At 36.1% G+C, this 18,849-nt stretch carries 15 protein-coding genes; 7 read left to right on the top strand and 8 right to left on the bottom strand.

The window, feature by feature from the left end:
- Nucleotides 1-508: 508 nt before the first annotated feature.
- From atpC to ACFX5U_RS18875, 4 genes are all read right to left on the bottom strand, one after another.
- Complete coding sequence (gene atpC / locus ACFX5U_RS18890; protein ID WP_038701021.1) at nt 509-757, bottom strand: ATP synthase F1 subunit epsilon; 249 nt, start codon at nt 755-757, stop codon at nt 509-511.
- Nucleotides 758-912: 155 nt separating this feature from the next.
- A complete protein-coding gene (gene atpD / locus ACFX5U_RS18885; protein WP_038701019.1) occupies nt 913-2,415 on the bottom strand; it encodes a F0F1 ATP synthase subunit beta in 1,503 nt (500 codons plus the stop codon).
- A 461-nt stretch (nt 2,416-2,876) separates the two neighbouring features.
- Entirely contained in the window at nt 2,877-3,509 is a 633-nt protein-coding gene (locus ACFX5U_RS18880) for a hypothetical protein (protein WP_038701017.1), read from the bottom strand.
- Nucleotides 3,510-3,750: 241 nt separating this feature from the next.
- A complete protein-coding gene (locus ACFX5U_RS18875) occupies nt 3,751-4,455 on the bottom strand; it encodes an NrtR DNA-binding winged helix domain-containing protein (protein WP_038701015.1) in 705 nt (234 codons plus the stop codon).
- A gap of 330 nt (nt 4,456-4,785) precedes the next feature.
- Between ACFX5U_RS18875 and ACFX5U_RS18870 the strand changes: the two genes are divergently transcribed.
- From ACFX5U_RS18870 to ACFX5U_RS18850, 5 genes are all read left to right on the top strand, one after another.
- Nucleotides 4,786-6,453, top strand: coding sequence for a ribulokinase (locus ACFX5U_RS18870; protein ID WP_400261736.1), 1,668 nt, complete (start codon nt 4,786-4,788; stop codon nt 6,451-6,453).
- A gap of 41 nt (nt 6,454-6,494) precedes the next feature.
- Complete coding sequence (gene araD / locus ACFX5U_RS18865) at nt 6,495-7,103, top strand: L-ribulose-5-phosphate 4-epimerase AraD (RefSeq protein WP_400261735.1); 609 nt, start codon at nt 6,495-6,497, stop codon at nt 7,101-7,103.
- Between the two features lie 124 nt (nt 7,104-7,227).
- Nucleotides 7,228-8,730, top strand: a complete 1,503-nt coding sequence (gene araA / locus ACFX5U_RS18860) for an L-arabinose isomerase (protein ID WP_280565445.1) — start codon at nt 7,228-7,230, stop codon at nt 8,728-8,730.
- Nucleotides 8,731-8,797: 67 nt separating this feature from the next.
- Nucleotides 8,798-10,498 (top strand): sodium/solute symporter, encoded by a 1,701-nt coding sequence (locus ACFX5U_RS18855; protein WP_400261734.1) that lies wholly within the window; start codon nt 8,798-8,800, stop codon nt 10,496-10,498.
- 37 nt (nt 10,499-10,535) lie between these two features.
- The gene (locus tag ACFX5U_RS18850) at nt 10,536-11,678 is read left to right on the top strand and encodes an aldose epimerase family protein (RefSeq protein WP_400261733.1); all 1,143 of its coding nucleotides are present in this window, start codon (nt 10,536-10,538) and stop codon (nt 11,676-11,678) included.
- 68 nt (nt 11,679-11,746) lie between these two features.
- Here the strand turns inward: ACFX5U_RS18850 and ACFX5U_RS18845 are convergent, their stop codons facing one another.
- The 4 genes from ACFX5U_RS18845 to ACFX5U_RS18830 form a co-directional block, all read right to left on the bottom strand.
- Complete coding sequence (locus ACFX5U_RS18845; protein ID WP_400261732.1) at nt 11,747-12,952, bottom strand: DUF294 nucleotidyltransferase-like domain-containing protein; 1,206 nt, start codon at nt 12,950-12,952, stop codon at nt 11,747-11,749.
- Nucleotides 12,924-13,661, bottom strand: coding sequence for a CBS domain-containing protein (locus ACFX5U_RS18840; protein WP_400261731.1), 738 nt, complete (start codon nt 13,659-13,661; stop codon nt 12,924-12,926). Before ACFX5U_RS18840 ends, ACFX5U_RS18845 begins: the two co-directional genes overlap by 29 nt.
- A 10-nt stretch (nt 13,662-13,671) precedes the next feature.
- Nucleotides 13,672-14,298: an exonuclease domain-containing protein gene (locus tag ACFX5U_RS18835; RefSeq protein ID WP_400261730.1), complete on the bottom strand. Its 627-nt coding sequence runs from the start codon at nt 14,296-14,298 to the stop codon at nt 13,672-13,674.
- Nucleotides 14,299-14,474: 176 nt separating this feature from the next.
- Nucleotides 14,475-15,056 (bottom strand): family 43 glycosylhydrolase, encoded by a 582-nt coding sequence (locus tag ACFX5U_RS18830; RefSeq protein ID WP_400261729.1) that lies wholly within the window; start codon nt 15,054-15,056, stop codon nt 14,475-14,477.
- A 549-nt stretch (nt 15,057-15,605) separates the two neighbouring features.
- On the opposite strand from ACFX5U_RS18830, the gene rhaT reads away from it, so the two are divergent.
- Nucleotides 15,606-16,682 (top strand): L-rhamnose/proton symporter RhaT, encoded by a 1,077-nt coding sequence (gene rhaT / locus ACFX5U_RS18825; RefSeq protein WP_400261728.1) that lies wholly within the window; start codon nt 15,606-15,608, stop codon nt 16,680-16,682.
- A gap of 10 nt (nt 16,683-16,692) precedes the next feature.
- Nucleotides 16,693-18,807, top strand: a complete 2,115-nt coding sequence (locus tag ACFX5U_RS18820) for a bifunctional aldolase/short-chain dehydrogenase (protein WP_280565451.1) — start codon at nt 16,693-16,695, stop codon at nt 18,805-18,807.
- Nucleotides 18,808-18,849: the final 42 nt, after the last annotated feature.

The following is an 18,849-nucleotide window of genomic DNA, read 5'->3' as shown; positions in this document are numbered from 1 at the left end:
ATTATTATGGCTTTTATTTACTACGGAGGATATATCTCTGAATAAGATTAGGGGTATTGGATACTGCTGTTGAAAACTTAAGGTATAAGGGAGATGGAAAATGGATGGCTCCTAATTTACTTGTGCTGGCTTTATTGATGGAGTTTTCTTTTTCAACATGTTCTATACATCTGTTGAAAAAAAGTCTGTAATTAGGATTTGGGATATAGTGCTGTTAAATTTTGGAGCAGGTATTTCCTGAGTTAGGTGTTCTTATTAACATATTGTTAGTAAGCTCTGAAAAACTTAAGAAGTACTGTATAATTGATACTCTGAGATAAGCTGATTTGGATATGTTATCAACATCGGGTATATGCTGTTGATAACTCGGAGGGTATCATCTATATGGGGAGATGCTGACTTTGTAATTTATATCTTTTTTAGCTTTGTTCAAAATTGTACGATTTTTTGTGCTAAAAGAAAAGCCTCTTATTATTAATAAGAGGCTTTTACTATCATCAAAAGATGATTATGCTTCAATAATTCCTTCGGCTAAAATGGTAACGACATTATTTTTAGCTTCTACCACACCACCTTTGATGTTTAAGGTTTGCTCGTCTTTACCTTGCTGAATAATTACTTTTCCGTCTTCCAAAGTAGAAATGATTGCAGCGTGATCTTTCAAAATTTGAAAAGATCCTGAAGTACCTGGAACAGTTACTGCAGTTGCATCACCTTCAAATACTATTTTGTCTGGAGTGATAATAGATAATTTCATTTTATATAATAGTATTTAGTAGTTCGTATTAAGTACTTAGACTTTACACCGTATTTAGTATGACGTATTTAGACTTTTGCTATCGATTAGCATCTAAAACCCTCATATTAAGTTTTTGAGATCTAAATACTAGCTACTAAATACTAACAACTAATTTAAACTGCTTCAGCTAATAATTTCTTACCTTTTTCGATTGCTTCTTCGATGTTACCTACTAAGTTGAAAGCTGCTTCAGGATATTCATCAACTTCACCTTCAAGAATCATATTGAATCCTTTGATTGTATCTTTGATGTCTACTAATACACCTTTTAAACCTGTAAATTGCTCAGCAACGTGGAAAGGTTGAGATAAGAAACGTTGAACACGACGTGCGCGTTGTACTGTTAATTTATCTTCTTCAGATAATTCATCCATACCTAAGATTGCGATGATATCTTGTAACTCTTTATAACGTTGTAAGATTTCTTTAACACGTTGTGCTGTATCGTAGTGTTCGTTACCTAAAATTGCAGGACTTAAAATACGAGAAGTTGAATCTAATGGATCTACTGCAGGATAAATACCTAACTCAGCGATTTTACGAGATAATACTGTTGTTGCATCTAAGTGGGCGAAAGTTGTCGCTGGAGCAGGGTCAGTTAAATCATCGGCAGGTACATATACCGCTTGTACTGAAGTAATTGATCCATTCTTAGTAGATGTAATACGTTCTTGCATTAAACCCATCTCCGTTGCTAATGTTGGTTGGTAACCTACTGCTGAAGGCATACGACCTAATAGCGCGGATACTTCAGAACCTGCTTGTGTAAAACGGAAGATATTGTCAATAAAGAATAATACGTCCTTACCTTGTCCGTCACCTTCACCATCACGGAAATACTCAGCGATAGTTAAGCCAGATAAAGCAACACGAGCACGTGCACCTGGAGGCTCATTCATTTGACCGAATACGAAAGTACATTTTGATTCTTTCATTAATTCAGTATCAATAGCATCTAATGGCCATTGACCTTTCTCCATCTCTTCCATGAAGTGATCACCATATTTGATAATACCTGATTCCAACATCTCACGCAATAAGTCATTACCCTCACGTGTACGCTCACCAACACCAGCAAATACGGATAAACCACCGTGACCTTTTGCGATATTGTTGATTAATTCTTGGATTAATACAGTTTTACCTACACCGGCACCACCAAATAAACCAATTTTACCACCTTTAGAGTATGGCTCTAATAAATCGATTACTTTAATACCTGTGAAAAGTACTTCAGTTTCAGTCGATAAATCTTCAAATTTAGGTGGAACATTATGAATCGAACGACCATTAGTTTTATCTAAATTTTTGATTCCGTCAATGGCATCACCCACTACGTTGAATACACGACCTTTAATTTCTTCACCAATAGGCATCTTGATTTGAGCACCTGTGTCTACAACCTTCATTCCACGAACCAAACCTTCGGTTGCATCCATAGAAATTGTACGAACACGTTCCTCACCTAAGTGTTGTTGAACCTCTAAAACGACACGCTGACCATTTTCTCTTTCGATAATCAAGGCATCGTAAATTTTAGGTAGATTTTCATTGTCGGCGAAGTTGACGTCAACCACTGGGCCGATAATCTGCGCTATTTTACCAATATTGGGCATATTATAGGGACTAAATATTTATTAATCAATTTTATAAAGGCAATATTAACCGCCTCTTTTTGGTCAGCAAAAATAAGGTTATTGTCGCTGAAAAACAAATAGAAATTTCAATTAAATTCTTTTTTATTTAAAAATGTCAATTTGTTATTCATTCTAATTCTATTGGATCTTGTGAAAAAATAATTTATAGCTAATATAATGGCTTCATGCTTCTTAATGGCCTTATTACTAGTTTTTTTCTTCCTGTTGGTGAAGATTAATAAAATTGAGGGATAGGGGAGAAGTAATCAGCAATTCTTATAAAAAAACAAATAAATCCTATCCTTTATAGCGCATAAAGCTTAGTATTTGAATTAATTTCACCGTTATTTGTGTGATTAGGCTTCCTGATTTACGTATAATTTAATAAAAGAGGGGCAACTACATGTTGTAATTGCCCCTCTTTTATTAAAAGGAAATCATTAAGATCTCTTATTAAGTTCATCTTGTAGCTGACGTTTCAGTGCTTGTTCTTTTTCAAGTGCTTTTTTACGGAATAGGGCTAACTCTTCTTGCGCCTGATCTGCAGTTTTTTGATATTCATCGGTATTCACTTTTGCTTTGCGAAAAGAGAATAAGAAAGTAACTGTACTGATCAGAAGTCCCGCAATGATTAACCAAACTATCGTATTGTAGGTTGATTTACTCGTGCTGATACCTAAGAAAGAAAAGCTATCTACTTTTTCTTGTTCTTGGGCTAGTTGATCTTGTAATATTTGGACACTATCCTGTAAGCCCTTTGTTGTGGAACCGTAGTTTGACGATGCTGATTTTAATGTGTTGATTTCTTTTTGAAGTTTGCTGACCGAATCAACTACATTTTTTTTGATGATATCAAGATTCGTTTTGCGTACCATCTTGTAATCATAGTTGTTTTTTGAAATGTAATTCAAATGGTCAAACTGATTTGCAAGAGTACCTTTACGTAGACCTTCTGCACTAAATTTATTTACATTCGTTGTTGCTCCTTGAGTGACTGGTGTTTGAGCTAAAGTGAAATGCTGTTGCGCACATAAAAGCGATACGGTTATAACTAGTGATTTTAAAATATGCATATATGAATAAACGTTACAAATTTTTTACAAAAATAATGATTGCTTCTAATATATACTAAAAAGTTAAGATTTTAGCTTTTAAAGTTGAAATTTATTTATAAAATGGATATTTCTCTGGGGTATATTAGGGAGAAATGAAGTCGTTTTCTACTTTTTTCACCCTATATCCTTCATTAAAAAAGCTTCATCGTGTGCGCTTTTATAATGAAGGTTTTTATAGGAGGTTAGTTTTTGGAAATCTTTAATTATCTATTGACCAACTTGGTAAATAGCGTAAGAAAGACATTATCTTTTCTTTGTAGATTTCGGTGTTTATTTTGAAATAATAAGCTCCTTTTTTTGAATTCTCTTTATCTTTTTCTTTTAATTTGATAATTAATCCCGATGATAGGAGTTTTCTGCTAAAATTTCTTTTATCCAATTCCATATTATAGACTGCTTCGTATAGCGCAGCAATTTGTGGAATTGTGAATTTTTCGGGTAGTAATTCAAAAAGGATAGGATATAATGCGGCCTTCATCCTAAGTCTATTTTGCGCTGCACTGATCATCTGATTATGATCAAAGATTAAATCTGGATGATCTCGGAGTGGAAACCAATGCGCTTCATAAGCATCGTTTAATATATGTGTATATTGATTTTTATCAATTAAGGCAAAATAACTTATACTAACAACTCGATTGGTTTTTTCTCGATTAGGTTCGCCGAAGACATTACTCTGTTCCATATAAACATTCTCTAATCCAGTTAGTTGTTTTAATACTCTGCTGGCGGCTCCTTCAGGACTTTCATTGGTTTGCACAAAACCACCCATGAGACTCCATTTATTACGTTCTGGTTCAAAATCTCTTTTGATGAGTAGAACTTCTAATGATTCGCCTGTAAATCCGAATATTATACAATCCACTGCTAATAATATTCCTTGGTCATTTTTATAAAATTCCATCCATATAAATTTTTAAAACTAAAAATGTCATTTTTCAATTCTTGTAACTACTTCTAAATTATAATCTATTACAGCTTTATAAAAGCATCAGGTTTGCTATACACAGCATAATTTATTATAAATATCACATTTTAATCCTCTCATTTCAGTTGTATTTTCCTCTTTACAAACTGTTTGTCTTTACATCATTTTGTTAAATATGAAAAAAAAGTTTCATATTTAATAATTAAATGTTAATTTGACATTAATTATAAACCTGCGTACTGATATTGAAGTAATATACTTGATTGTATTCAATTATAAAATTATAAACCAAATTCAAAATATATCATGAATAAATCTTATGTCATCGGCGTAGATTATGGCAGTGATTCTGTTCGCTCGGTGTTAGTTGATGCTAGCAATGGGGATGAAATAGCTTCTTCAGTTTTTTATTATCCGCGATGGAAACAGGGGCATTTTTGTGACAGCACATTGAGTCAGTTTCGTCAACATCCTCTCGATTATATAGAAGGACTAGCCTATACAATAAAGGAATGTTTAAGTAAATCTGGAAATATTGATAGTTCTTCCGTAAAAGCGATATCAATCGATACGACTGGATCAACTCCAATTGCTGTCAATAAGGATGGTGTACCACTAGCTTTGTTGGATGAGTTTGCTGATAATCCAAATGCCATGTTTGTTTTGTGGAAAGATCATACTGCTGTTCGAGAAGCAAAAGAGATAAATGACCATGCGAAGGAAAGTGCTATTGATTATTTAAAGTATGTAGGTGGAATATATTCATCTGAGTGGTTTTGGGCAAAGCTCCTTCATGTATTAAGGGATGATAAAAAAGTAAGGGATGCCTTATACACTTGGGTAGAACATTGTGATTATATCCCTTTCTTGCTTACTGGAGGAGAAAAAGCTGATGAAATAAAACGGAGTGTTTGTTCGGCTGGACATAAATCATTATGGGCCGAAGAATTCGGAGGGCTTCCTCCCAACTCATTCTTCAATGCTATCGATCCTTTACTAGATGGAATTACTGAGCGATTGTTTACGGAAACCTATACGGCAGATCAGTCAGCCGGCTACCTTTCATCGGAGTGGGCTGCAAGATTGGGGCTCAGTACAGATGTTCAGGTTGGGATTGGTGCGTTTGATTGTCATATGGGTGCAGTGGGAGGTCAGATTGAACCTTATTATTTAAGTAAGGTTATGGGTACTTCTACCTGTGATATGCTTGTCGCTCCTCCTGAAGAGGTTCGTGACAAGTTGGTAAAAGGAATATGTGGACAGGTTGAAGGTTCGATAATACCGGGTATGATTGGTATGGAGGCTGGGCAGTCTGCTTTTGGTGATTCTTATGCATGGTTTAAACAGGTATTACTTTGGCCTACTCAAAATTTACTCAAGGAGGTGGTAGGTATATCTGATGTTGATCTAGACAGGATAAAAGCTTTATTAGCCGAAAGGCTGCTTGAAAATTTGAGTTTGGAGGCTTCAAAAATTCCTGTGACTTTAACTTCGGAATTAGCGATTGATTGGTTCAATGGACGACGTACTCCTGATGCAGATCAAACATTAAAAGGAGCTATTCAAGGACTTGACCTAGGGTCTGATGCTCCTCGTATATTTCGAGCTATTGTAGAGGCTACTTGTTTCGGTGCTAAAAGTATTGTCGAGCGTTTTGAGGAACAGGGAATCCCTGTGAAGGGCTTGATTGGTCTGGGAGGAGTAGCAAAAAAATCTCCTTTTATAATGCAGATGATGGCGGATGTCATCAACATGCCCATTCGAATACATAAAAGCGAGCAGACTTGTGCTATTGGCGCGGCGATGTTCGCAGCTACGGTCGCAGGGATTTATACACGTGTAGAAGATGCAATGACTGCAATGGGCCAAGGTTTTGAGAAAACCTATTTTCCACAAGTAGAAATGGCAAATATTTATGCCGCCCGGTACAATCGTTACAAGAAATTGGGTGGGTTTATCGATACTAGATTATAACGTTTCTTATTCAACATTTTCTATTTAATTTTTAATATAACATGTACAGTTCAATTAAAGAAGAAGCTTATCACTGTAATATGCAACTACCAAAATTAGGTTTGGTGCTTTTTACCTTTGGAAATGTTTCTGTTTCGGATCGTGACAAAAGCGTATTCGCCATTAAACCTAGTGGCGTTCCTTATGAAGAATTATCACCAAATGATATGGTCATAGTGGATTTTGATGGTCGTATTATTGAAGGAAACCTACGACCATCTTCTGATACGAAAACGCATGCGGTTCTTTATAAACATTGGGATGGAATCGGTGGTATTACCCATACACATTCGACCTATGCAACTGCTTGGGCACAAAGTCAACGTGATATTCCAATTTTTGGGACTACTCATGCGGATCATTTGACTACCGATATTCCTTGTGCTCCGCCAATGGAGGATGATAGAATAGCTGGAAATTATGAATATGAAACCGGAATTCAGATTTTAGACCATTTTAAGAACCATAATCTTGATTATAAAGAAGTGGAAATGATGCTAGTAGGCAATCATGCTCCTTTTGCATGGGGGAAAACGGGACTAAAATCAGTGTACAATAGCGCAGTTTCTAGAGCAAGTGGCAAAAATGGCTTTTCTCACAGAACAGATTAATCCTGGTGCTCCAAAACTTAAAGATGCATTAGTGAAAAAACACTATGAAAGAAAACATGGCCGTAATGCCTATTACGGACAGTAAAAAATAATATATAAAAACAATTGTAAATAGACTGAAAATATGAATATCAATTTAAAAGAGCTTGAGGTTTGGTTTGTTGTCGGTAGTCAGGATCTCTATGGCGAAGAGACACTTCGAAAAGTTGCAGTTCATGCTGAAGAAATTGCCCATTATTTATCTTCACATGAAGTAATCCCTGTACAAATTATTTATAAGCCAATCGTTAAGAATACGGATGAAATTTATGAAACTTTAGTTGCTGCGAATCAGGAAAAAAATTGTATTGGTATCATTACTTGGATGCATACTTTCTCGCCAGCAAAAATGTGGATCAGAGGATTAAAAGCTTTGCAAAAACCATTATTGCATTTGCATACACAATATAATAGAGACATTCCATGGAGCAGTATCGATATGGATTTTATGAATCTAAATCAAAGTGCTCATGGTGATCGTGAATTTGGACATATCGTGACCCGTTTAAATATCGGTAGAAAGGTTGTTACCGGGTATTGGCAGGACGAAGAGGTTTTGGAACGTATTAGTGTTTGGTCACGTGCTGCTGCTGGTTGGCACGATTGGCAGGGAGCTAAATATGCTCGATTTGGGGATAATATGCGGTATGTAGCTGTTACGGATGGAGATAAAGTAGAAGCTGAATCTCAATTTGGTTTTTCTGTGAACACCTATCCCATTGGTGACTTGGTAGAAGTCATCAATGCAAGTACTTCTGAAGAAATAGCGGCTTTATTGAACGTATATGAGGAAACTTATGATTTAGCCGATAATGTCAGAGTTGGAGCTGAATTCCATGATAATTTGATTGAAGCTGCCAAAATCGAGATTGGCTTACGTAAATTTTTGGAACGTGGAAATTTTAAAGGTTTTACGGATACTTTCGAAGATTTACATGGTATGGTACAGTTGCCTGGCCTATCGGTACAACGACTGATGGCAGAGGGTTATGGTTTTGCTGGTGAAGGAGATTGGAAGACTCCGGCTTTGGTTCGTGCTTGCAAGGTAATGGGAGCGGGGTTAACGGGAACAACAGCATTCATGGAAGATTATACCTATAATTTTGATCCCCAAAATGAAATGGTTTTAGGTTCTCATATGTTAGAAGTAGATCCAGCTTTAGCAGCTGATAAACCACGTATTGAGGTCCATCCATTAGGCATAGGTGGTAAAGCAGCTCCTGCACGGCTTGTTTTTAACGGTCTAAGCGGTTGTGCATTGAACGCTTCTTTGGTAGATATGGGCACACGCTTCCGTTTAATTGTTAATAAAGTGGAAGGTGTGGAAGTGAACGAACCTTTACCAAATCTTCCAGTAGCCCGTGTACTATGGAAACCTCTGCCGGATATGAAAGTGGGTTGTAGTGCTTGGATTATTGCGGGAGGAGCGCACCATACAGCTTATAGTTTAAGTTTAACTCCTGAATATTTAGAAGATTTTGCTCGTATAGCAGGTGTTGAATTTGTGTGCATCGATGAAAAGACAACACTGAACAATCTTGAAAATCAATTAAAATGGAATGAATTGTATTATTTGTTGAAAAAATAATAAATTGAGCGTTCCTTTCAATAGCAATTTGAAGGGAACACTTTTCAACTAACCGATTTGGGAAATTATGGAAAAATTTGCAACGGTAGATTATCTTATTTTTATAGTCTACTTTTTTGTCGTAGCTGGCTACGGCTACTGGATATATCGTAAAAAGACAAATAACACAAGTAGTAGCAAAGATTATTTTTTAGCTGAGGGCTCTCTGACTTGGTGGGCTATTGGAGCTTCCCTCATTGCTTCTAACATCTCTGCAGAACAATTTATAGGCATGAGTGGAAATGGTTTTGAGGTGGGAATAGCTGTGGCCGCTTATGAACTTATTGCTGCGGTAGCCCTTATCATTGTCGCGGTCTGGTTTATTCCGGTGTATTTGAAGAATAAAATCTTTACAATGCCTCAGTTTTTGAATAATCGTTATAATGAGACAACGAGTTTAATTATGGCCATCTTTTGGTTGTTCCTTTATGTCTTTGTTAATCTGACATCCATATTATATCTCGGAGCTATCGCAATATCGAGTATGGCTGGTGGTGGAGATAGCTTTCATATGATTATGGTCGCATTAGCTGTATTTGCTGTTATCATTACACTGGGTGGTATGCGCGTCATTGGTTTTACAGATGTTATACAAGTGGTCGTGTTGATTATTGGTGGTGTGGCAACAACCTATGTTGCATTGACTATGGTCAGTGAACATTTTGGGCTTGGTCAGAATGTTTTAGCAGGGTTTAATAAACTTATGGAAGATTCACCCAATCACTTTAACTTAATCGTGGATAAACCAGGTCCCGGAGCCTCACAAGAAGATGTCAATAAGTATCTGATGTTACCCGGGATAGGAATGTATCTTGCGGGTATCTGGATCGTTAATCTAAATTATTGGGGCTGTAATCAATACATTACGCAACGTGCTTTGGGTGCGGATTTGAAAACTGCTCGTACGGGTATTCTTTTCGCAGGATTTCTTAAATTATTGATGCCGATTATCGTCATGCTTCCTGGAATAGCTGCTTATGTACTTTATAAAAATGGTGCATTGCAACAAGAGATGGCTCCTGGAGGAGTTTTTCATGCCGATAATGCTTATTCTGCTATTTTAGGGCATTTACCTAATGGGATGAAGGGCTTGGCCTTAGCGGCACTTACTGCTGCTATTGTTGCTGGTCTTGCAGGAAAAGCCAATAGTATAGCGACTATATTCACCTTGGATATTTTTAAAAAGTATATCGATAAAGAGGCCAGTGAATCCAAAATGGTTTGGATTGGAAAGATTACTATTGTTGTTTCTATATTGATTGCAGTACTATTTACTTGGAGTGACACGTTAGGTATTGGTGGAGCGGGGGGATTTACATTTATTCAAAAATATACAGGATTTATCAGTCCAGGGGTATTCTCCATGTTTTTATTAGGTATGTTTTGGAAGCGTACTACAGGCGCTGCAGCAATTACGGGTCTAATTACGGGATTTGTTCTGTCCATCTTTTTTAATGAGTTTGCAACAAAAGTTTTTGGAAATGAAACCTGGATCTATACTGCATATCTCAATAAAAATGGTGTATATGAAATCCCTTTCCAAATTTGTATGGGATTGGCTTTTGCCTTTACTATGATTGCGATGATATCAGTCAGTTTGTTGGGACCTAAAATTAATCCAAAGGCCTTTGTACTCGATAAGACCATGTTTAAATTAGAACCTTCAGTTATAGCCATGATTGTATTGACATTGCTTTTGGTAACAGTAGTATATGTACGATTTTGGTAGTTTTAAAACTAAACAGTTAATTTTAAATTAAATAAATATGTATAAGAAAGTTTATGGAATCCTCTTTGTCATGTCGGCACTCACGATGTCATGCCAATCTGGAAATAACAAGGAGGCTTCGAAAAGCACAGACACGACGCAATTGAATTCTTTTGATGGGACGATCGATGCAAAATCAGTTAAATTATATACCCTTCAAAATGGGAAATTGACGGTTACGTTAACCAATTATGGTGCTCGATTGGTGAGTATTGTTATTCCAGATAAGGACGGACATCCTACTGATGTCATTTTGGGTTATGATTCGGCTGAGGAATATAAAAAGAATGCGAATAATTTTTATGGAGCAGTAGTGGGTAGATATGGTAATCGAATTGGAAAAGCTTCGTTTAATTTGGATGGTAAGACTTTTCTGTTAGAAAAAAATGATGGTGAAAACTCATTACACGGTGGTACAAATGGAGTCTATAATAAGGTGTGGGATGTAGTTCGTAATACAGCAACATCCATTACTTTAGCTTATAGTTCACCAGATAAAGAAGCGGGTTATCCTGGGAATGTGAACATGGAAGTTACTTATTCTTTAAAAGATGATGGGGGGCTAAATATAGATTATGAAGCGACAACTGATAAAGAAACCATTTTAAATTTAACCAACCATGCTTACTTTAATTTAAATGGTGCGGGTGACGCAACGATCTTGGATCACCAGCTTCAAATCAATGCTAACGCAATTACGGAAGTTGATGGCACACTTATTCCTACTGGAAAAAGCTTACCTGTAGCGGGTACTGCTTTTGATTTTACCAAACCACAATTGATAGGTGCAAAAATAGATGATAAAAACAATCAATTGGAAATAGGTAAGGGTTACGATCATAATTTTGAATTGAACAAATCTGCAGAATTTGAAAAAGTAGCTTCTTTGTATGCTCCAAAAACAGGTATTGCAATGGAAATCTATACAACTGAACCAGGATTACAATTCTATAGTGGTAATTTCATGACGGATCAAGATCCTAAAGGTAAAAATGGTCATACTTATAGTTTTAGGGCAGCTTTATGTTTAGAAACACAACATTTTCCAGATGCACCTAATCATGCCAATTTTGCATCTACTGTGCTAAGTCCTGGACAAACATATTCTTCAAAGACTGAATATCGTTTCTTAACAAGATAGGGCTGACTTGGCTATCTAGCAATCTGTCATTTTGAAAAATTGACAGATTGCTAGATTCTAAGCTTGTACTACCCTAGCAGATTGTTTGTGAATTTGAATTTTATTCCCAATTGAAAATTATGGATGGTTTTGAAAATTTCTTTTAAAGTTGCTTTTTCAATTTTAGTAAGACTATCGATTCGTATATAATTATCGGGATTAGATTTTGTTGTTATGATCTCATTCGCTTGATTTTTTAATCGCAGCGCCATTAAGTAATAATAAGATTGGTGCAATTCTTCGTACTGTGACTGGTTGAAGACTTCAAGTTCGACCAATCTCTTAAGTCTTTCGCCGGTGTTTTCTTCGTAAATTCTGTTTTTTAGTGCGTATACTCGGACTAGATCGACAATTGGAGTCATCGCTTTTTTTATGTTTAGAAATTCGGAAGCACCAATGGTTTGTGTTTTAATCGCATTAAAAAATGTTAGTGGTGGTTCATACTGCAAAGCATTTTTCGCGATAAATGAAAAAAAGCGGTCATTTGGCTTTTGTAACTCCTCATTTAAAAATGACTTAAGTTGGTCTATAATTCCTTGGTCGCCATATAGTCTTCTACAATCAAAAAATGTTGAAAATTTAATTGCATTTTCAGGTATGGTGTCTTCAATCCAACTTTTGTAATTGTTTTTCCAATGCGATAAAGAATGTGTCCACTCGGGGTTACTAGCCATATATCCACCAGTGCAATAGACAAATCCAATTTTATTTAAGTCGTCGGAAACACGGCTCGCAAATTTAAGGAAATAGCTTCTAACCAGTTCACGGTGTTCATTGGCTTTATCTTCATAGATAATGGCGTTATCTTGGTCCGTTTTTAGTGTTTGTTCCTTTCTTCCCTCACTTCCAGTTACCATAAAGACGAACTTAGCGGGTGGCTTGCCCATTTCTTGGATAACTTTCTCGATCACCTTTATGGCAATGGTATCGGCTATTGTCGTTATGACTTGGTTTGTAATGGCAGCGTTTACTCCTCGACCTAACAATTGATTGATAATTTTAGGCACCTTTTCCCATTTTTCCTGCAATTCAGTTAATGACTCTGCTAATTTTACAGATTGTATAAAAACTAAAGGAGATTGTCCTTGTTCACTCAACAGGCGGTTACGACTCAAAAAGCCAACATATTTCCCTTCTTTTTCAACTAAAAGATATTTTGTTTTTGTTCGAAACATCATCAATACTGCTTCATAGAGAAAAGCTTGGTTAGAGATACTGACGATGGGATTGTCCATGACAGAAACCTATGGCCTGTGTAACGTTTATTTGTTTTCCAATAACATTATCACGAAGTGTCATATCTGTTGCGTAGCCAACAATATGATCTTTTTCTGTAATGAAAATGCAGCTCACCTTATTTTGGGACATCGTTTTTGCTACTTCATAAATAGGAGTATTGTAGGCTATAGAAACAATATCTTTATAAATGATATTGTCGATCTTACGAGAATAAAGCTGATCTGCGGCATAATAGCTTTCTTCAAATGACGCAGGTGATTTCACAAAATGAGAAAATTCTTCTTCAAGCATTTTACGTCCGAATGCATTGGTGAAGAAATGGAAGAACTCCTCATTGACATTGCAAAGTTCAATAAAATCTTTACGAGGTAACCGATATATGATGGTTCCTTTTTTGACCATGACGGATTTTAATGCTTTTTTACGATTTAAAAGCACTGAAATACCTCCAAAACAGTATGGGCTTTCATGTATTTCGATTGAACGTTTGTTCTCTACCGTATCGAGAAAAAATGTTTCATATTGCCCTTTATAAATAAGGTCAACTCCGTCAATATCAGTAATACCTTGTCTATAGATAAGTGCTTCTTTTGAGAATGTGAACCTCGTCATTAGGTCAACTAGACTTTTTTGTACAGATTCTGGTAGAACATGAAAAGGTGCCGTAGTTTTTAATAGCGCTAAAATAATGTCTGGATTATTCATAGAAACGGAATTAAGGTTGAAGTAAATTTACAAATCTTATTTGTTGATTTTCAATATCTTCTGTGGAAAGTTGATTTCTGTTAACCATTTCAAAATAACACTTTGCAGTTATTTCTGCATCCTTTTCAGCGTTATGTAGATCTTTAGGTATTTCTGTAAATAGGGTTTCATGAAGGTGGGATAGATTCATATGGACCATATTGGGATTTCTTACATACATTTTACTATGCCATAGTGTACAAAAATAGATGAGCTGTTCAAAAGGTATATTTAATTTTGATCTAACACATTCAGCTGCGATAACTTGCAAGTCGAATGCTAAAAAATGACCAACGATCAACGGCTGATATTTTTTTAAATCATGCGCTAATTTCCGTAGAACATTTTTTTTGTTCTCCCCATGTTCTCTTAAAAATTGTGGTGTTAGTCCATGAATTTGTTCGGATTCTCGACTTATAAAAATAAAGGGTTCGTAAATGTACTTGTTTGTCCGTTTGACTTCATTGAAATCTGCATCAAAAATAATCCATGATACTTGAAGTACATGTGGCCAATTTTGTGTATCACTATACCTTTTGTCCCATTTTTTTGGAAGTCCTGATGTTTCTGTGTCAAGGAATAATATATAATTTTTCAAAAGAATTGCTCGTATTTTCGTTACTAAAATTAGTGATTATTGAATAAATTATCATCATTTAATCAGCAAATATGTTGATATCTGGCGCTTTATTGATTGTTTTTTGTGTTAAATGTGAATAAGGTTGGTTTGCAAATGAGTATCTAATCAATTGGATACAGCTCATAATAGATAAGCTATAATGTGGGAATGACGGGTTTTATCCTATGGTATACGATAAAGCATTTATCTTCACCAGGTGTTTGCAATACGGCATTATGTCCGGTTCCGTAAATACCTAGTTCTGGATTTTTAGTTAAAATTAGGTTATTATCAGGTATCTGAATGGAGCCGGTTGGTGAGGTTGACGTTCCATATCGTACACGATAGTCTTCGCTTCTGGTGTCATCTTCAGACCAAAGAAAGTAATAGATGTCTTTTCTATAGAAAACATAGAATCCTTCGCGAAAGGCGCTATCTGGAGTAATTACTTTTATGCTTTCTTTGTTGATGCCCAGCATATCATCATTTAACTCTTCAACAGCAGTGTATCCATTCCCCCAGTAGAGGTAGTGTTTTCCAGTCTTCGGGTCTCTAAAAACATCAGAATCTATCTCCTGTCCATGTGTGATGTTGAATGGTTGTTCCTCTTTAATATCGTTTGCTAAAAAGTAGGCAAATATATAGGCGACGTGATCTTTTTCTGCAGGGGTGTTGTCTTGAGCAGTTGCGCATAAATAACATAAGAGAAAGGTTATTGACAAAATTTGTTTTCTCATTTTTTAAGTAAATATTAGTTAGATAAATAACTTGTTATTCCCTTTGTTCGTAAATATGAATGTGTTATTGGGTGAAATCACTTGGTTTAAATTGATTTCTTTTTTAAAGATATATACTATTTTTCAAATAAATGTAAAAGAAACATTTATTTGAAACTTTCTGTGCTAATGCAACTTAAACAAAAGAGTTATAGAAATGAGTCCAGGCTAAATACAAGCTGAAAACAGATTAGAAAAAATTAAATTCGTGAAATGTCTCCATTTTACACCTTGAATAAGCCCCAATTACACACTTGATATATCCAATTTGATTAGCTTTGGCTTAACCAATTTTAGATCTGACCAACTTTGATAATGTTATTATTTAGAGAAAGTAAGCGGAAATAAAAGAACAATTTCTAAAATATTGAAAGCAGATTTCCACTTATAACTGCATCGATCTGTATTTGGATGCTAAGCTGTTATGTATAACAGTGCATAACAGTGCATAACAGTTTAGATGTGGAAATCATTTAATTTAGTTCATGTAAAATACCTAAAAAGATAAGTATGAATGCTATTTTCGGAGTAATATTCCATTTCATCGGCGGTTTTGCGTCAGGAAGTTTTTATGTTCCTTATAAGAAAGTGAAAGGATGGTCATGGGAGTCCATGTGGATCTTAGGCGGTCTTTTTTCTTGGATTATTGTCCCACCAATTGCTGCATGGTTAACTATTCCTAATTTTTCAGAGATTATCATGCATGCTCATGCTGGTATTTTATCCTATACTTTTTTATTCGGGATGTTATGGGGTATAGGTGGGCTTACTTATGGTCTTGGGGTACGTTATCTTGGTGTTTCGTTGGGTAGCAGTATTATTTTAGGTTTAAGTATGGTATTTGGGTCATTGATGCCCAGTATTTATTATTTTTTTAATAAAACGACAGGAAAGCACGGAATAGATTACTTCTTTACTACTCAATCTGGCATTTGCATATTAATAGGTTTGTTGATATGTGTCTTAGGGGTGTGTCTTTGTGGCAAGGCAGGTGTGTCAAAAGAAAAAAGTTTATCAACACTGTCTGGTGATGCAAAGTCTGATTATAACTTCACGCTTGGCATTGTAGTGGCACTGGTTTCCGGAGTACTTAGTGCTTGTTTCAATTTTGGCATTGAGGCAGGAAAACCGCTTGCTGATGTGGCAAATTCCGTGTGGAAGAGTAGTAATCCTAACGATGGAGAATTTCTATATCAGAATAACGTTACTTACATCATTATCCTGTGGGGGGGCTTTACTACAAACTTTATTTGGTGTATCTATCTTTTATTTAAAAATAAAACCTTTTCAGATTATACTAAATCCGATGCTCCCAAAGCTAAGAATTTACTTTTATGTGCCCTGGCTGGTACGACTTGGTATTTACAATTCTTTTTTTACGGAATGGGAGAGAGTCGTTTAGGTAACGGTGCCAGTTCGTGGATTCTTCATATGGCGTTTATCATCTTGATTTCAAATGCTTGGGGAGTTGTATTAAAAGAATGGAAAGGGGTGAACCAAACTGCTTATCGTTCCATAATAGGTGGAATAGTGCTCATCATAATTTCTATTTGCATCGTAGGATTTGCAAGAACTTTAGAAAATTAATTTAATATATATGGCAGTGAAAACGTATAAACATGTAAATTACTTGTGGGACGATCAAAAAGCGAAATCATTGGAAGGTGATGAGGTTGCGTTATTATTATATCGTTCAAATATTTTAGGTGCAGATCTAAGAATTACCAATTATGGTGGTGGTAATACCTCTTGTAAGGTTTGGGAGAAAGATCCTCTTACGAATGAAGATGTTGAAGTAATGTGGATAAAGGGGTCTGGAGGGGATATTGGTACATTGAAAAAATCAGGACTTGCAGCATTATACCTGCAACGTTTGCGCAATCTTGAAAATGTCTATAGGGGGATTGCATATGAAGATGAAATGGTGGAACTATTCAACCACTGTATTTTTGATTTGAGTTCCAAAGCACCTTCAATAGATACGCCCTTGCATGGTTTTTTGCCATTCAAACATATCGATCATTTACATCCAGATGCTGCTATCGCAATAGCAGCTGCAAAAGATGGAAAGAAAATAACGGAAGAACTTTTCAATGGTTCTATCGGTTGGGTTGATTGGCAGCGTCCTGGATTTGATTTGGGCTTACAGCTGCAGTCCTGTCTAAAAGCAAATCCAGACATCCGAGGTATCATGTTGGGATCGCATGGTTTATTTACTTGGGGAGACTCTGCTTACGATTGTTATCTAAATTCATTAGATGTTATTGAAACATGTGCAACATATTTAGAACAAAATTATGGTAAAAAAAGTCCTGTATTTGGAGGGCAAAAGAATGAAAGCCTAAATAAAGAGGAAAGAAATGCTCAAGCTGCAAAATTAGCTCCTATATTACGGGGTTTTTGTTCAAGTGAGCGTCATATGATTGGACATTTTACAGATGATGACCGTGTATTGGAGTTCATCAACTCAAATGATCTAGAACGATTAGCTCCTTTAGGGACGAGTTGTCCGGATCATTTTTTACGCACTAAAATTCAGCCTTTGGTACTCACCTTATCCAAGTCTGAAAACTTAGATAATGTGGAAGAACTGAAAAAGAAGTTGGAACCATTGTTTGAAGGCTATCGGGAGATGTACGCGCAATACTATGCAAATTGTAAACATGAAAATAGTCCGAGCATTCGTGATAAAAATCCCGTGATTGTCTTATATCCTGGCGTAGGATTATTCTCATTTGCAAAAGATAAACAAACCGCTCGTGTGGCAGCTGAATTTTACACTAATGCAATCAATGTGATGAAAGGTGCTGAAGCTATTAGCGAATATACGGCCTTGCCACGTCAAGAAGCTTTTGATATTGAGTATTGGTTGTTGGAAGAAGCTAAGTTGCAGCGTATGCCAAAACCTAAAGCACTTTCAGGTAAAATAGCGTTGGTGACAGGAAGTGGGGGAGGTATTGGTAAGGCTATTGCAAAGAAGATGGCCCAAGAAGGAGCTGTCGTGGTGTTGAATGATATTAATGCTGAGCGACTTGCTGCCTGTGAGAAAGATTTTGTAGCAGAATTTGGGAGAGATGCGGTTATCACCACAATTCTTGATGTAACCAATGAAGCGCAGATTAAACATGCACTCAATGATGCTGTATTGGCATTTGGTGGAATTGATATTATTGTTAATAATGCTGGATTATCAATTTCTAAAACGATTGAAGACCATACGCAAGAGGATTGGGATTTGCTCTATAATGTCTTGGTAAAAGGTCAGTTTTTGGTTATTCAAGCTGTAGCTCCAATTTTAAAAGGGCAAAACATAGGTGGTGATATTCTTAATATTGTGAGTAAAAATGCGCTCGTTAGTGGCCCCAACAATGCGGGATATGGTAGTGCAAAAGCTGCTCAATTACATCTAAGTCGTCTGTGTGCTGCAGAACTAGGGCCAGCAAAAATACGAGTGAATGTTATCAATCCCGATGCTGTAATTTCCGACAGTAATATTTGGGCTGGCGGATGGGCCGCGGGTCGCGCAAAAGCATATGGAGTAACCATCGAGGAGTTACCGGCTTTTTATGCGAAACGTACTTTACTGAACGAGATTATCCTTCCAGAAGATATTGCTAATGCATGTTTCACTTATGTTGGTGGCTTGTTGAATAAATCTACAGGCAATGTTTTGAATGTCGATGGAGGCGTTGCAATGGCATTTGTTCGCTAATTTTTATATCTTAGATGTCGAGTGATGATGTGAAAATTCACT

The organism is Sphingobacterium sp. SG20118 (genome assembly GCF_044740685.1).
In the GTDB taxonomy this organism is placed as follows: Bacteria; Bacteroidota; Bacteroidia; order Sphingobacteriales; family Sphingobacteriaceae; genus Sphingobacterium.
The sequence above is the reverse complement of the archived record's forward strand: the minus strand, read 5'-3'. Positions and strand labels throughout refer to the sequence as shown.

Excerpts from the sequence above, each read along its gene's own strand:
- ACFX5U_RS18845 (WP_400261732.1), bottom strand. The coding sequence starts at position 12,952 with ATGGACAATCCCATCGTCAGTATCTCTAACCAAGCTTTTCTCTATGAA.
- ACFX5U_RS18870 (WP_400261736.1), top strand. The coding sequence starts at position 4,786 with ATGAATAAATCTTATGTCATCGGCGTAGATTATGGCAGTGATTCTGTT.
- atpC (WP_038701021.1), bottom strand. The coding sequence starts at position 757 with ATGAAATTATCTATTATCACTCCAGACAAAATAGTATTTGAAGGTGAT.
- araA (WP_280565445.1), top strand. The coding sequence starts at position 7,228 with ATGAATATCAATTTAAAAGAGCTTGAGGTTTGGTTTGTTGTCGGTAGT.
- rhaT (WP_400261728.1), top strand. The coding sequence starts at position 15,606 with ATGAATGCTATTTTCGGAGTAATATTCCATTTCATCGGCGGTTTTGCG.
- ACFX5U_RS18820 (WP_280565451.1), top strand. The coding sequence starts at position 16,693 with ATGGCAGTGAAAACGTATAAACATGTAAATTACTTGTGGGACGATCAA.
- ACFX5U_RS18875 (WP_038701015.1), bottom strand. The coding sequence starts at position 4,455 with ATGGAATTTTATAAAAATGACCAAGGAATATTATTAGCAGTGGATTGT.
- atpD (WP_038701019.1), bottom strand. The coding sequence starts at position 2,415 with ATGCCCAATATTGGTAAAATAGCGCAGATTATCGGCCCAGTGGTTGAC.
- ACFX5U_RS18855 (WP_400261734.1), top strand. The coding sequence starts at position 8,798 with ATGGAAAAATTTGCAACGGTAGATTATCTTATTTTTATAGTCTACTTT.
- ACFX5U_RS18840 (WP_400261731.1), bottom strand. The coding sequence starts at position 13,661 with ATGAATAATCCAGACATTATTTTAGCGCTATTAAAAACTACGGCACCT.
- ACFX5U_RS18850 (WP_400261733.1), top strand. The coding sequence starts at position 10,536 with ATGTATAAGAAAGTTTATGGAATCCTCTTTGTCATGTCGGCACTCACG.
- ACFX5U_RS18830 (WP_400261729.1), bottom strand. The coding sequence starts at position 15,056 with ATGAGAAAACAAATTTTGTCAATAACCTTTCTCTTATGTTATTTATGC.
- ACFX5U_RS18880 (WP_038701017.1), bottom strand. The coding sequence starts at position 3,509 with ATGCATATTTTAAAATCACTAGTTATAACCGTATCGCTTTTATGTGCG.
- araD (WP_400261735.1), top strand. The coding sequence starts at position 6,495 with ATGTACAGTTCAATTAAAGAAGAAGCTTATCACTGTAATATGCAACTA.